Source organism: Brevibacterium luteolum (genome assembly GCF_013004595.1).
Classification (GTDB): Bacteria; Actinomycetota; Actinomycetes; order Actinomycetales; family Brevibacteriaceae; genus Brevibacterium; species Brevibacterium luteolum.
In genome coordinates this window covers 59,315-73,713 of the sequence record NZ_JABEMC010000003.1, presented here as the reverse complement: position 1 = coordinate 73,713, position 14,399 = coordinate 59,315, and the positions used below count along the sequence as shown (strand labels likewise).

The window sequence follows — 14,399 nt, the reverse complement described above, 5'->3', positions numbered from 1 at the left end:
CTAGCACTCATGTGCGCTGTCACGCGCACCGGTGACTGGTGAGCCGAGCCACGGTACCGCGGCGCTGTCGGGCAGCGACGCGGCGGTGGGTCAGTGCGTCACTGGCCCTTGATCTTGTCGCGGGCCGGGACGTACTCCCAGTGCCACGGCTCGTACTTCGAGGTCTTCGCCCAGGCGGGGTTCTCCCAGCCGTACTCCTTGCCGTGCTTGACGAGCCAGTTGTACTGCTCGCCCGAGGCGCTGGCGGCACCGCCGCCGAAGTCGAGGGCCACACCCCAGCCGTGCATCGAGGTGCCGGGGCGGGCGGCCAGGCCGGGCTTGCGGCCGGCGACCGAGACCTGGGACTCGAGCGTGCGGTAGGAGTCGGTGATGGCCATGTCCTTGCCGGTCTCGGCCTTGAACGCGGCGTTCATCTCAGCGAAGGCAACAGCGGCGTCTGCGCGCAGCTTGTGCTTGCCGATGCCGACGTCGCACAGGTAGTCATCGGGAACCTGGCCGTTGCTGTAGTCACCGGAGGGTGCTTCACCGGAGCAGCCGGGCAGCACGGTGCGGGTGACGGAGCGCGAGGCGGCCTCGGCGTCGCGATCCTTCTTGGCGCTCGGCACGCCGCCGGCGTAGTTCTGGGTGCCGGACTCGTTGCCGACGGAGCTGACGTTCGTCTGGACCGATTCGGCTCCGACGACGTTGGTCGCTGCGGCGTCGAGGGTGCTGCCGGCGGCGACCTGGTCCTGCGTGGAGGTGTTGCCGATGAGCAGCATCGCGGCGATAGCGCTGCCGGCGACGGAGACCGAGGCCATGGCCGAGACAGTTGCCAGGCGGCGGCGCTTGTAGGAGCGCACGAGCGAGCCATCGGATCCGCGGTAGGCCACGGCACCGGCTCCGACCTTGCGCGTGCGAGTGGCCGGTGAGGCCAGGGCGCTGTCAGCGGTGCTGGTGGTACGGTTCGGGTGGGTGCCTGGGATGCGGAAGGATGCACGTCGTGTGCGGTTCGCGTTCTCCTGCTCCCGGCGTTCGCGGCGAGTCATGGCGACCGATGGTGTCGGCTCCTGTGCCACTACTCATCTCCCAACTGTCTCTACTGCAAAATCTGTCGTGGTGCTGTCACACCTATGTGCCGCAGCCGTGTTGTCACGGCGACCGACCACATGTCACAGCACTATAACGACAATGTTACGAGTTGTCATGTCGCTCGCCGCCCGCGCATCACCCGTGCGGGCGATTCACCCGATTACAGCGCACATGCGCGTACACAGTCTCATATCAGGCGCACATACGCCGAAAATTCTTTCGTCGGCGCATCGCCACGCGTGTCGATATGTAACAGAACTGTTGTGTTGTCCCTCGTCTCAGTCACGCCCGGGCCATACGTCGGCGACTGGCGACTCCACTGTTGTTTCACTTCTGCTATTTCACTCGATTCCGGTGCAGGCGCCGCAGAATCAGTCGACCCTGCGCACCCGCGGAGCACGCTGCATGACATCGTGCACCTCGCCGACGAGTTCCTCGATGACGTCTTCGAGGAACAGGATGCCGACGGTGCGATGGTTCTCGTCGAGCACCCGGCCGACGTGGTGTCCTGCCTGCTGCATCGAATCGAGGGAGTCCTCGATCTCGTCGGCAGCGCGCAGCGTCACCAGCGAACGGAAGCGCTTATCAGGGATCTCGGAGGCATAGTCGTCCTCCGTGTCGGCGTAGAGCACATCCTTGACGTGGATGTAGCCGCCGGGCTCCCCGTCGCTGTCGAGGATGATGTAGCGCGAAAAGCCGGTGCGGGCGACCAGCTGCTCGATATGCGCAGGTGTGACATCCTCAGCCACGGTGACGACACGGTCCATCGGCACCATGACGTCCCCGATGGTCTTGTCGGAGAACTCCAGGGCGCCCTTGAGCAGCCCGGTGTCATCGCTCAGCAGTCCCTCGCGCTGGGACTCGGCGACAATCGACTGCACTTCCTCGATCGTGTAGGCGGCGTTGACGTCGTCGCGCGGTTCGACCCCCATGAGCTTGAGGATCCGGTTGGCGAAAGCGTTCATCGGGCGGATGACGAAGCCGAAGATGCGGGCCAGCACCACCAGCGGCGGGGCGAGCAGCATGGCCGCCTGCTGGGAGACGGCGAGCGCGATGTTCTTCGGGATCATCTCGCCGACGACGACGTGCAGGTACGTCACCACCGACAGCGCGATGATGAAGGCGATCAGCCCAGACAGCGCCGCGGGCACGCCGAGGAAGCTCATCGGGCCGACGAGCAGGTGGTGAATCGCCGGTTCTGCGACATTGCCCAGTAGCAGTGAGCACACAGTGATGCCCAGCTGGCAGATCGCCAGCATGAGCGAGACGTGCTCCATGGCGAACAGCGTCGTCTTCGCTGCCTTCGATCCCTCTTCGGCCTTCGGCTCGATCTGCGAGCGCTTGGCCGAGACGATGCCGAACTCCGCGGCCACGAAGAAGGCGTTGCCCAGCAGCAGGACGACGAGCCACACGAGACCCAGCCAATCGCTCATGGCTGACCTCCTGCGCTCGAGTCTCCGACCGGCCAGGAGCTCTCATCCCACTCGACGGTGGTGTAGTCCGGGCGCAGCCGCAGGCGTTCGATGCGCCGGCCGTGCAGGCGCTCGACAGTCAGGGTGGCGTCTTCGATGCGGACGGTGTCGCCGACTTCGGGGATCCGACCGAGCTCCTTGAGCACGAAGCCTGCCACCGTTTCGTAGTCGGGGTCTTCGGGGATCTCGACGCCGATGATGCCGGCGACCTCATCGGGGCGCAGCCGTCCGGGGATGATCCACGAACCGTCTCGGGCCGGCCGGACGGTCACCGAGAGCCGGTCGTGTTCGTCGACGACCTCGCCGACGAGCTCCTCGACGACGTCTTCCAAGGTCACGACACCGGCGGTGCCGCCGTATTCGTCGACGACGACGGCCATCTGGGTGCCGCGCGAGCGCAGCTCCATGAGCAGAGGATCGAGGGCAAGGGTCTCGGGGAACTCGGCGACCTCGGTCATAAGGCCTGCGGCGTAGGCATCGGCGCGGTTGGCCAGCGGTACGGCCACGGCCTGCTTGATGTGCACGACGCCTTCGATCTCGTCGCGGGACTCGCCGGTGACGGGGAACCGGGAGAATCCGGTCGAGCGGGCAAGTTCGACGATCTCAGCAGCAGTCGTCTCACGTTTGACGGTGACCATCCGTGTGCGCGGGGTCATGACGTCTTCGGCGGTGCGTTGGGAGAAGCTGAGTGTGCGCGTGAGCAGATCGGCGGTCTGCTCATTCATCGTGCCCTCCTGGGCCGAGTGCCGCACAAGCGCGGTGAGCTCATCGGCCGAGCGGCCGGCCGAGCCCTCCTCCTGCGGTTCGATGCCCATCGCCAGCAGCGCCTTATTCGCCGTGCCGTTGAGGACGGCGATGATCGGGCGGAAGGCAATGGAGAAGAAGTACTGCAGCGGGACGAAGATCTTGCCGGTCTTCAGCGGTGAAGAGATCGCCATGTTCTTCGGCACGAGCTCACCGACGACCATCGACAGCAGGGTCGATATGAGCAGCGCGATCGTCAGGGACATACTGCCGGAGGCGCCCTCGGACAACCCGAGGGCATGCAGGGGCCCGCGCAGCAGCGCACCGAGTGAGGGCTCCATGAGATAGCCGGTCAGCAGGGTCGTGATCGTGATGCCGACCTGGGCTGCAGAGAGCTGAGTTGAGAGGTGTGTGATGCCCTTGCGCAGGTACTTCGAGCCGCGATCGCCGCGCGCGACGGCTTCGTCGACGGTGTGCTTGTCAAGGGTGAGGAGAGAGAACTCGGCTGCGACGAACACGCCGGTGCCGAGGATGAGGAGCAGGGCGAGTGCGAGGAGTAGCCATTCCATCAGCGGCTGTCCCCTGCCGACAGGTGACCGTGAACGGCGCGCACGCGCCGGGTGGAGCTTCGCATCAGCAGGGCCGCGTCACGCGCGGCGGGGCTGATGCCAGGTATTCGGGGTTTATCGGGGCTGCCGGCTTCACGCCGGCTGGGACTGTCACTGGTCATGCGAGAAGTTTACCGTGCCCGAGGCGGTGGTCGCCACGCATGGTGGCCACCGCCTCGGGCACGGGGTGAGGAGATCAGATGGCGGCCGTCTCACCAGGAGTGATGGACCGGCATGCCCTCCTGGTAGCCGGCGGCGGACTGGACGCCGACCTGGGCGCGCTCGGCGAACTCCGTGAGCGTGCGCGCGCCCGCGTAGGTGCAGGAGGAGCGGACTCCGGAGGTGATCTCGTCGAGGAGGTCCTCGACGCCGGGGCGTGCCGGGTCGACGAACATCTTGCCTGAGGAGATGCCCTCTTCGAACAGGCCCTTGCGGGCGCGGTCGAAAGCCGAGTCGCTCTGCGTGCGGGCGGCGACCGCACGGGCTGAGGCCATCCCGAAGCTCTCCTTGTACTGGCGGCCGTCGGGGTCGACGAGCAGATCGCCGGGGCTCTCAAGGGTGCCGGCGAACCACGAGCCGATCATCACCTGGGAGGCACCGGCCACGAGTGCCAGGGCGACATCGCGCGGGTGCTTGACCCCGCCGTCAGCCCACGCGTGGGCGCCGAGCTCGCGGGCAGCGGCTGCACATTCGGCCACTGCGGAGAACTGCGGCCGGCCGACGGCGGTCATCATGCGGGTGGTGCACATCGCGCCCGGGCCCACACCGACCTTGACGATGGTGGCACCGGCCTCGACAAGGTCGCGGGTGCCGTCAGCGGTCACCGTGTTGCCGGCAACGATCGGCACGCCGAGCTCCAGGCCGCTGATGGTCTTGAGCACTTCGAGCATCTTCTCCTGGTGCCCGTGGGCGGTGTCGACGACGAGGACGTCGGCGCCGGCCGCGACGAGCGCCTGGGCGCGGGAGGCGACATCGCCGTTGACGCCGACGGCGGCGGCTACGCGCAGGCGGCCCTGGTCATCGAGGGCCGGGGTGTAGATCGAGCAGCGCAGAATCGACTGCGCGGTCACCGCGCCGACGAGGGTCTGCCCGTCGACGACGGGCACGAAGTCCCGCCGCTGGGAGGTGAGCTCTTCGTAGACGCCGGCGAGCACCTCGCGGGTGGGGTCGTCGAGGCGGGAGGCCTGCACCGGCTCCTCGATCGGCTCCATCACTCGGTGCACGGAGGTGAACTGGTCGACACCGGTGAGCGAGGAGCGGGAGACAGTGCCAAGCACGCGGCTGTCGTCGTCGACGACCACGGCGTGGCCGTGGGCGCGCTTGGGCAGCAGGTGCAGGGCTGAGAGCACCGTGTCGTCGACCGACACGCGCACCGGGGTCTCGTAGACGGTATGGCGCTCCTTGATCCACCCGATCGTGGCGGCGGCCACCGGCAGCGGGATGTCCTGCGGCAGGACGGCCATGCCGCCGCGCCGGGCGATCGTCTCAGCCATCCGGCGCCCGGACACCGCCGTCATATTGCTCGCGATCAAGGGGATCGTCGTGCCGGTGCCGTCCGAGGTGGAGAGATCGACTTCGAAACGCGATGCCACCGACGACCGGCGCGGGACGAGGAAGACATCGGAGTACGTCAGGTCATGTGGAGGATGTTCCGTGAGAAAACGCATAGCACCAGTGTCCCTTTCAGACGGGAGATTGTCGCGCGGAAGCGCTAATATTGTGCCAAACCGTCTAGTATCCAGATGAGGAAGAGGGCGATTCCCGCCGTGTCGGAACAGACCAGCACCCGCAGCGTCGAAGACTTCGGGTCAAACGAATGGCTTGTCGAAGAGCTGTATGAGCAGTACCAGGCGGACAAGAACTCAGTGGACAAGTCATGGTGGCCGTTTTTCGAGAAGTTCGAGAACGGCGACGGATCGGTCGGCTCCGGTTCCGGCGGTGGTTCGAAGCCCTCTGCGCAGAAGCCATCTGAGAAGAGGATCCAGAAGAGGTCCGGCGACGACGTCAGCGCCCACCAGGACACCGGCGCTGCGAAGGACGCCCCCGCCAAGGAGAAGCAGATCAGCTCCACCGAGCAGAAGGGTGTCACGCCCTCGGTGACGGAGTCGGAGACCCAGAAGGCGGAGTCGAAGTCCGCTGCGGCTGCCCGCAAGCGGTCGACCACCTCGGCAGCGAAGCCGGCGAACAACGAGACCAGCGAGGACGAGGTCGTCAAGCTGCGCGGACCGGCCAAGCTCATCGCCCAGAACATGGACGAGTCGCTGTCGGTTCCGACCGCCACCTCGGTGCGTTCGCTGCCGGCCAAGGCGCTCATCGACAACCGCATCGTCATCAACTCCCACCTCAAGCGCACCCGCGGCGGCAAGGTGTCGTTCACGCACCTCATCGGCTACGCCGTCATCCGTGCGCTCAAGGCCAACCCGAACCAGAACGTCTACTACGACATCCAGGACGACAAGCCGGTGATGGTCAAGCCCGGCCACATCAACTTCGGCCTGGCCATCGACGTGCCCAAGAAGGACGGCACCCGCTCGCTGCTGGTGCCCAACGTCAAGAAGGCCGAGACGCTGTCGTTCAAGGAGTTCGTCGACGCCTACGACGACCTCGTCGACCGTGCCCGCGAAGGCAAGCTCACCGCTGACGACTTCGCCGGCACCACCGTCTCGCTGACGAACCCCGGCGGCATCGGCACCGTGCACTCAGTCCCGCGCTTGACCAAGGGCCAGGGCTGCATCATCGGCGTCGGCGCGCTGACCTACCCGGCCGAGTACCAGGGCGCCAGCCAGGAGACCATCAACCGCCTGGCGATCTCGAAAATCCTCACCCTGACCTCGACCTATGACCACCGTGTCATCCAGGGTGCCGGCTCCGGTGAGTTCCTGCGCACCGTGCACGAGTACCTGCTCGGCAAGGACGGCTTCTACGACGACGTCTTCGCCTCGCTGCGCCTGCCCTACGAGCCGGTGCGCTGGGTGCCCGATGTCGACACCGGTGACCAGGACGACGTCAACAAGACCGCCCGCGTCATCGAACTCATCGACGCCTACCGCAACCGCGGCCACCTCATGGCCAACACCGATCCGCTCGTCTACCGGCAGCGCTCGCACCCGGATCTCGACATCAACCAGCACGGCCTGACGCTGTGGGATCTGGAGCGGATGTTCCCCACTGGCGGATTCGGCGGCAAGCCGATTATGCCGCTGCGCGACATCCTCGGGCTGCTGCGCGACTCGTACTGCCGCACCACCGGCATCGAGTACATGTACATCTCGGACCCGGCGCAGCGCCGCTGGTTCCAGGAGCGCCTGGAGGTTCCACACGAAGAGCTGACCCGCGCTGAGCAGGGCCACATCCTCGGCCGCCTCAACGCCGCTGAGGCCTTCGAGACCTTCCTGCAGACGAAGTACATCGGCCAGAAGCGCTTCTCGCTCGAAGGCGGCGAGTCAGCGATCGTGCTGCTCGACGAGGTCCTCAACCAGGCCGCTGATGTCGGCATGGACGAGGTCACCATCGGCATGGCCCACCGCGGCCGCCTCAACGTGCTGGCCAATATCGCCGGCAAGAGCTACACGCAGATCTTCCGCGAGTTCGACGGCGCCATGGCCCCGGACAGCTTCCAGGGCTCCGGCGACGTGAAGTACCACCTCGGCGCCGAAGGCTCCTTCACCTCCCCGTCGGGCAACTCGACGAAGGTGCAGGTCGCTGCCAACCCGAGCCACCTGGAGACCGTCAACCCGGTGCTCGAAGGCATCACGCGTGCTAAGCAGGACGTCATCGACCAAGGAGAGGGCGGCTTCACTGTCCTGCCGGTCCTCGTCCACGGCGATGCCGCCTTCGCCGGCCAGGGCGTCGTCGCAGAGACGCTGCACCTGTCCGAGCTGCGCGGCTACCGCACCGGCGGCACCATCCACGTTGTCATCAACAACCAGGTCGGCTTCACCACCCCGCCGGCCTCGGCCCGCTCGTCGTACTACTGCACCGACGTCGCCAAGATCATCAGCGCCCCGGTGCTGCACGTCAACGGCGATGACCCGGAGGCTGTCTACCGTGCCGCCCAGCTGGCGTTCGAGTACCGGCAGGAGTTCAACCGCGACGTCATCATCGACCTCGTGTGCTACCGCCGCCGCGGACACAACGAGGGCGACGACCCGTCGATGACCCAGCCGGTGATGTACTCGCTCATCGAGAAGAAGGGCTCGGTGCGCAAGCTCTACACCGAGTCGCTCGTCGGCCGTGGCTGCATCACCGAGGACGAGGCGAAGGAGGCGCTCAAGGACTACCAGTCCAAGCTGGAATCCGCCTTCGCCGAGACCAAGGAAGCCGAGAAGGACAGCTCCGAGAAGGACACCACCTTCACCAAGGGCTACCAGCGCCCCGACGACCTCGAGACCGACAACACCGTCAAGACGGCTGTGTCGAAGGAGATCGTCGAACGGATCGGCTCGGTCCACACCGAGGTTCCCGAGGACTTCGAGGTGCATAAGAAGCTCAAGAGCCTGCTGGAGAAGCGCGAGGAGATGTCGCGCTCCGGCGGCATCGACTGGGGCTTTGCCGAACTGCTGGCCTTCGGCTCGCTGCTCATGGAGGGTGTGCCGGTCCGGCTCGCCGGTCAGGACTCGCGCCGCGGCACCTTCACGCAGCGCCACTCGGTCATCATCGACCACCAGAACAGCAACGAATGGACGCCGCTGTCGAACCTCAGCGACGACCAGGCGAAGTTCTGGGTCTACGACTCGCTGCTGAGCGAGTACGCAGCGATGGGCTTCGAGTACGGCTACTCGGTCGAGCGCAAGGACGCCCTCGTGTGCTGGGAGGCACAGTTCGGCGACTTCGCCCAGGGTGCCCAGTCCGTCATCGACGAGTACATCTCGTCCTCAGAGCAGAAGTGGGCGCAGAACGGCGGCATCGTGCTGCTGCTCCCCCACGGCTTCGAAGGCCAGGGACCGGACCACTCATCGGCTCGCATCGAGCGCTACCTGCAGCTGTGCGCGGAGAACAACATGACGGTGGCGATGCCTTCGAACGGCGCCTCGTACTTCCACCTCCTGCGCCGCCACGCACACACGCCCAATAAGCGCCCGCTCATCGTCTTCACCCCGAAGTCGATGCTGCGCCTCAAGGCCGCCGCCACGCAGGTCGAGCAGTTCACTTCCGGCAAGTTCGAGCCGGTCATCGCCGATGACTCCGTCGATGCCAAGCAGGTCGACCGCGTCATCATGGTCTCGGGCAAGCTGTACTGGGATCTGGTGGCCAAGCGCAAGAAGGCCGGAGACGACAAGACCGCGATCGTGCGCGTCGAGCAGCTCTACCCGCTTGAGGCAGATTCCATCGCCGAGGTGCTCGAGCAGTACGGCGACGCCGAGCTCATCTGGGCGCAGGAGGAGCCGGAGAACCAGGGCGCCTGGCCGTTCATGGCGCTCAATCTCGTGCCGGTGCTCGGCCGGGACGTCCGCGTCGTCGCCCGGGCCTCCTCGGCATCGCCTGCGACCGGACTCAAGCTCGTCCACGATGCTGAGCAGGCTGAGCTCATCGAGCGCGTCTTCGAGCGCTGAAGCGTGAGCAACCCGAAGTCCACTTCGATCGTCGTGGCCGGCAGCGAACTCGTTGCCGGCCACGGCGATGGTCGTGGTCTCGGATGGGTCGGCCGTGTCGCCGTCCGCACGCATCCCGCGCTGCCGAGCGCGAACTTCTACACCCTGGCAGCGCCGGATGAGACCTCAGCCGACCTGCACGATCGCTGCATCGGAGAGGCGATGCGCCGGTTCTCCTCTGAGACCGACAACCGCCTCGTCATCGCCCCGGGCACCGCTGACATCGATGCCGGGCTCTCGACCGCCCGGTCACGGCTCAACCTCGCCAACATCCTCGATGCGGCCCTGGCTGCTGAGGTCTCGACGTTCGTCGTCGGCCCGCCGCCGGCGATCGGGGAGCTGACGAACCGGTCGATCGCCGATCTCAACGCAGGCTTCGCTGATGTCGCCCATCGCCGAGGTGTGCCCTACGTCGACACCTTCACTCCCCTGCGCGGTCATGCTGTGTGGCAGCGGGAGATCGCCTCGTCGTCAACCGGCCTGCCGAGCCAGGAGGGCTACGGGCTGCTGGCCTGGCTCGTCATCCACCGCGGCTGGTTCGACTGGCTCGGTGTGCCCGACGTGCTCGCCGGGCGCTGAGGAGTAACCGCTGACCCTATCGAAGTGTGACTCTGCCGCTTAGACTGCAAGAAGCAGGCGAATGCCATGCATTTGGAGCAGCAGAGGAGACGCTGACATGTCAGATAACGGAAGCCTCGTACTGGAAATCCACACCAAGCTCTTCCATGAGCACGACACGTCCGTGCTCGATTCCCACTTCACCGACGGTTTCGTCGAACACTCGCCATTGGTCGCCGGAGACCGGAACGGTCTGAAGGAGCTCGTTGACGAAGCGGGAGACGGGCTGAAGTACACGAACGTTCGTGTCATCGAAGACGGCGACTTGGTCGCTCTGCACGGGAAGTTCGAGGGCCTGGACGAGAACGACCTCGTCGGTTTCGATATCTACCGAGTCGAGAACGGCAAGCTCGCAGAGCACTGGGACAATCTCGTGCCAGCCGCAGCTTCGAACGAATCCGGTCATACCCAGCTTGACGGGACGACCGATGTTGACCTGAACGCAGACACCGAAGCGAACCGCGCGCTGGTCACGGAGTTCTTTACGAAGACGCTGATTGGCGGAGACTACCAGGGCTTCGAAGAGTACAGCCGTGACGGTAAGTTCACGCAGCACAGTCCTGACATCGGAGACGGCATCCCCGCTGTCATCGACTTTCTGGAGAAGCTAAGAGACTCCGGTGAAGGGCTGGTCTACGACCGCATCCATCGGACTGTAGCGCAAGGCGATTTCGTTCTGACTCACTCCGAAGGCAGCATTGCTGGCGCTCGACACTCGTATTGTGAGCTCTGGCGTGTCGAGGATGGAGCCATCGCCGAACTATGGGATGCGATCTCCGAAGTTCCCGCAGACGAAGACGCGGTTCACGACCACGGCGTATTCTGATTTCTTCTTGGTCACGTAGTCGGCCCCTGACAGAAGCTCTGTCAGGGGCCGATTTCGTAGCTCGCCAGAGTTGCCTCGCGAGTTGCCAGGTTTACGCTCCCTCGTCTCCAACCCAGTACAGACGCTTGTTGACGAACTCGTCCATACCCACAGGGCCTAGCTCTCGTCCATAGCCGGAGCGTTTCACGCCGCCGAACGGAATCCCCTCACCCTCAGCAGCGTGAGTGTTCACCTTTGACATTCCGACCTCCAGCTGCGATCCGACCTTCTCAGCCCGCTCGCGATCCTTGGAGAACACGGAGCCGCCAAGGCCAAACTGCGAATCGTTGGCAAGCTCAATCGCCTCTTCATCGCTGGAGACCTTGTAGACAACAGCAACCGGTCCGAAGAGCTCTTCATAGTAGACATCGGAACCGCGCGGGATATCGGTAACTACGGCCGGGCTGATATACGCGCCATCATCGGCTAGCTCTCCACCAACGCGAATGTTGGCACCAGCCTTCTTGACGCGGTCAAGCTGATCGGCGAGCCGCTCTGCAGCGCTGCGGGAGGACAACGGCTGATAGATCGTTTCATCCTCGGTGTCGTAATCACCGGGCTTCATCTTGGAAGCGAGTGACTCGAGCTCTGCCACGAACTCGTCGTACACATCCTCCATGACGATGAGTCGCTTGTTCGAGTCGCAAGCTTGGCCAGTGTTGTACATGCGTGTCGCCCACGCATTTGCAGCTGCGGACTTGACATCGTCCGTATCGAGGATGATGTACGGATCGGAACCACCGAGTTCGAGCACTGCCTTCTTCAGCGCCTTGCCAGCCTGCTGAGCAATGATTGCTCCGGCTCGCTCCGATCCGGTCAGGGATACGCCAGCCACTCGCGGATCGGCGATGACGGTCGAGATCTGATCGTGAGTCGCGTAGATGGTCTGGTAGACGCCCTTCGGTACGCCAGCTTCATCCATGATCGACTGGATCGCTCCAGCCGACTTAGGACAGATCTCAGCATGCTTCAGGAGGATGGTGTTACCGAGCACCAGGTTCGGCGCAGCGAACCGTGCCACCTGGTAGTAGGGGAAATTCCAGGGCATGATGCCAAGGATGGCACCGATCGGTCTGCGCTCAAGCACCGCTTTGGCACCGTCGACTTCAAGATCAAGGTCCTTAGTGAGCTTCTCTCCGTTGTCTGCGTAGTAACCAAAGATCGCTGAACAGAACTCGGCTTCTTCTATCCCTTCGGCCTTACGCTTGCCCATTTCGGTACCGATGATGTCTGCAAGCTCATCTTTCCTCTCCTCGAAGAGCGCAGCGACCTTCGAAACGATTGCTGCTCGCTCGCTCATGGGCCGCGCGGCCCAATCACTATAGGAGCTCTGTGCTGCCGACAGCGCATCCTCAATCTGCTGGTCTGTCGCAGTGCCGAAATCCTCAAGAATGTCACCAGTAGCGGGGTTCTGTACACGGTAGCTGTCACTCATCGCGCCCTCCTTGGTCTGAGATGGTGTGGTGCCTTCAGCCTAGTCTCGCCGTACCGGCACTTCTAGACTTCTCAGGGCATTCACGATCTCTGCCGACTGGTCCTGGCTGACACACGACGGAACCAGTAAGACGCCCCTCGACTTGTATCCCAATGAAACCCTCAGCGCGCTCGGCACTTTGCGAAACACCGCGCGACGAATCGAGTAGGAGCTTCCTGTCCACATTGCAGGACAGAGGGCAGCTCAAATAGTCACCGATCCGAGCAACGACCCGCCAGGCAACCCGCCTAGCAAGAACCCGCACACCCCATCCTGCAGCCTGGACTGTTTTGCCCCGCTGGCACGGGTGTGGAAAAATAGACTGGATTCAAAAGAAGGAGTGAACCGAGATGGCAAGCAAGCGCGCTCGCAAGCGTAAGGATCGCAAGAAGCGTGGGGCCAACCACGGCAAGCGTCCCAACACCTGATCTATTCAGACACTGACGAAGGCGGGGCGGAGATATGATCTCCGCCCCGCCTTTCGCATGCCGTCTCTCAGCCGAACGTGCGGCGCACGTAGGTGCGGCGCTCGACGACGATCCGCGCCCGGATCCGCTCGGCCAGCCCGGCCGGTGCCTGATCCTGGCAGCAGGAGCGGCGCACAAGCTCCTTGAGCAGCGCCTCGATGGTGTAGTCGTCCTGGCACTGTGAGCAGTTGGCCAGGTGATCCTTGATGACGTCGATCTCGTCGCGCGTCAGCTCGCCGTCGAGGTAGTTGTAGATCCGCATGAGGCTGTTCTGGCGATTCTGCTCGTCACAGCAGCCGGTGTGGCTGATGGGTTCTTCGCTCATGAGGACACCTCCTCGGTCGTCTTCTTCGCAGTCGTGTCCTTCTTCGCCGGCTTCTTCCCGGCAGCAGCCTTGTCGCCGTCCTTCTCAACGCCGAAGCCGCGCTCACGGGCGTAGTCGGACAGCATCTCGCGCAGCTGGCGCCGGCCGCGGTGCAGACGCGACATCACGGTGCCGATCGGCGTGTCCATGATCTCGGCGATCTCCTTGTACGGCAGACCTTCGACATCGGCGTAGTACACGACCATCCGGAAGTCGTCCGGCAGCTGTGACAGCGCTTCCTTGATGTCGGAATCCGGCAGGTGATCAAGGGCTTCGAGCTCAGCTGAGCGGCCGCCGGATGAGGTGTGGCTGGCCGCGCGTGCGATCTGCCAGTCCTCGATCCCCTCACCGCTGGACTCCTGCGGCTGGCGCTGCTTCTTGCGGTAGGAGTTGATGAAGGTGTTCGTCAGGATCCGGTACAGCCAGGCTTTGAGGTTCGTGCCCTTCTTGTACTGGTGGAAGGCCGCGTAGGCCTTGACATAGGTTTCCTGCACGAGGTCCTCGGCATCAGCCGGGTTGCGCGTCATGCGCAGGGCAGCCGCATACAGCTGGTTGACGTACTCGAGCGCATCGCGCTCAAACCGCGCATGCTGCTCTTCGGGCGTCTCAGTGATCTCGTCAGCCTGGGCGACATCGAGGTTCTCATCCGGCGGTGAGGACTCGGGTGCGTCTGGAGCAAGAGGTTTCGTCATCACCGTCCATAGTACGCGCTTATGCGTCTGCCCTTCTATGACTGGCATCGCATCGCCCCTTCCTGCCTGGTCGTGCCGACCGTGCACGGTTGATCGTTCATGAGCGACAACGCATCCGGCCCCTCGATCATTCCGTGCCCGAGACGGCGGCAGGGTTCCATTCGTCACGTCGCCTGAGCAGATCCCGGCACCGGTCCCGACCCTGGTGAGACGCCCATCATTCACTCTGATTTCACACCCTTCTCAACAAGCGAATTCGTGTGAGCCGGAATTGCTGATACAGTTGAACTTGTCCAAGGCGGTTCAAGCTCGATGAATTCGGGATATCCGCTTCGGCACATCCGATTTCGTCAAGGATTATGAATCGGTTTGCTGTTGTTCATCTCGGCACCTGCGATCAGCTCGCGGACGTGCCACTGACGATTCGGTTGGCTTA

At 64.2% G+C, this 14,399-nt stretch carries 11 protein-coding genes; 4 read left to right on the top strand and 7 right to left on the bottom strand.

Annotated elements, in window-relative coordinates; genetic code table 11:
- Window positions 1–98: 98 nt before the first annotated feature.
- From HLA91_RS05815 to guaB1, 4 genes are all read right to left on the bottom strand, one after another.
- Window positions 99–1,025: a M15 family metallopeptidase gene (locus HLA91_RS05815; protein WP_170273944.1), complete on the bottom strand. Its 927-nt coding sequence runs from the start codon at window positions 1,023–1,025 to the stop codon at window positions 99–101.
- A 414-nt stretch (window positions 1,026–1,439) separates the two neighbouring features.
- Window positions 1,440–2,501, bottom strand: a complete 1,062-nt coding sequence (locus HLA91_RS05810) for a hemolysin family protein (RefSeq protein ID WP_102159664.1) — start codon at window positions 2,499–2,501, stop codon at window positions 1,440–1,442.
- A complete protein-coding gene (locus tag HLA91_RS05805; RefSeq protein WP_102159662.1) occupies window positions 2,498–3,853 on the bottom strand; it encodes a hemolysin family protein in 1,356 nt (451 codons plus the stop codon). The genes HLA91_RS05810 and HLA91_RS05805 overlap by 4 nt, the downstream gene beginning before the upstream one ends.
- Before the next feature lie 251 nt (window positions 3,854–4,104).
- Window positions 4,105–5,559 carry a GMP reductase gene (gene guaB1 / locus HLA91_RS05800; RefSeq protein WP_170273943.1) on the bottom strand — a complete coding sequence of 485 codons (1,455 nt, stop codon included), beginning with the start codon at window positions 5,557–5,559 and terminating at the stop codon, window positions 4,105–4,107.
- A gap of 75 nt (window positions 5,560–5,634) precedes the next feature.
- On the opposite strand from guaB1, the gene HLA91_RS05795 reads away from it, so the two are divergent.
- The 3 genes from HLA91_RS05795 (at window position 5,635) to HLA91_RS05785 (ending at window position 10,927) form a co-directional block, all read left to right on the top strand.
- Window positions 5,635–9,444, top strand: a complete 3,810-nt coding sequence (locus tag HLA91_RS05795; RefSeq protein WP_170273942.1) for a multifunctional oxoglutarate decarboxylase/oxoglutarate dehydrogenase thiamine pyrophosphate-binding subunit/dihydrolipoyllysine-residue succinyltransferase subunit — start codon at window positions 5,635–5,637, stop codon at window positions 9,442–9,444.
- A 3-nt stretch (window positions 9,445–9,447) separates the two neighbouring features.
- Complete coding sequence (locus HLA91_RS05790) at window positions 9,448–10,062, top strand: GDSL-type esterase/lipase family protein (RefSeq protein WP_170273941.1); 615 nt, start codon at window positions 9,448–9,450, stop codon at window positions 10,060–10,062.
- A gap of 97 nt (window positions 10,063–10,159) precedes the next feature.
- A complete protein-coding gene (locus HLA91_RS05785; RefSeq protein WP_170273940.1) occupies window positions 10,160–10,927 on the top strand; it encodes a nuclear transport factor 2 family protein in 768 nt (255 codons plus the stop codon).
- 91 nt (window positions 10,928–11,018) lie between these two features.
- On the opposite strand, the gene HLA91_RS05780 is transcribed toward HLA91_RS05785, so the two are convergent.
- Window positions 11,019–12,401, bottom strand: coding sequence for an NAD-dependent succinate-semialdehyde dehydrogenase (locus HLA91_RS05780; RefSeq protein WP_170273939.1), 1,383 nt, complete (start codon window positions 12,399–12,401; stop codon window positions 11,019–11,021).
- A gap of 389 nt (window positions 12,402–12,790) precedes the next feature.
- Here HLA91_RS05780 and HLA91_RS14270 point away from each other — a divergent pair, with 389 nt between their 5' ends.
- Window positions 12,791–12,868, top strand: coding sequence for a 50S ribosomal protein bL37 (locus HLA91_RS14270; protein WP_375544706.1), 78 nt, complete (start codon window positions 12,791–12,793; stop codon window positions 12,866–12,868).
- Between the two features lie 67 nt (window positions 12,869–12,935).
- Here HLA91_RS14270 and rsrA read toward each other — a convergent pair whose 3' ends face one another.
- Window positions 12,936–13,232, bottom strand: coding sequence for a mycothiol system anti-sigma-R factor (rsrA, locus tag HLA91_RS05775; RefSeq protein WP_102159654.1), 297 nt, complete (start codon window positions 13,230–13,232; stop codon window positions 12,936–12,938).
- Window positions 13,229–13,963: a sigma-70 family RNA polymerase sigma factor gene (locus tag HLA91_RS05770; RefSeq protein WP_170273938.1), complete on the bottom strand. Its 735-nt coding sequence runs from the start codon at window positions 13,961–13,963 to the stop codon at window positions 13,229–13,231. The genes rsrA and HLA91_RS05770 overlap by 4 nt, the downstream gene beginning before the upstream one ends.
- Window positions 13,964–14,399: the final 436 nt, after the last annotated feature.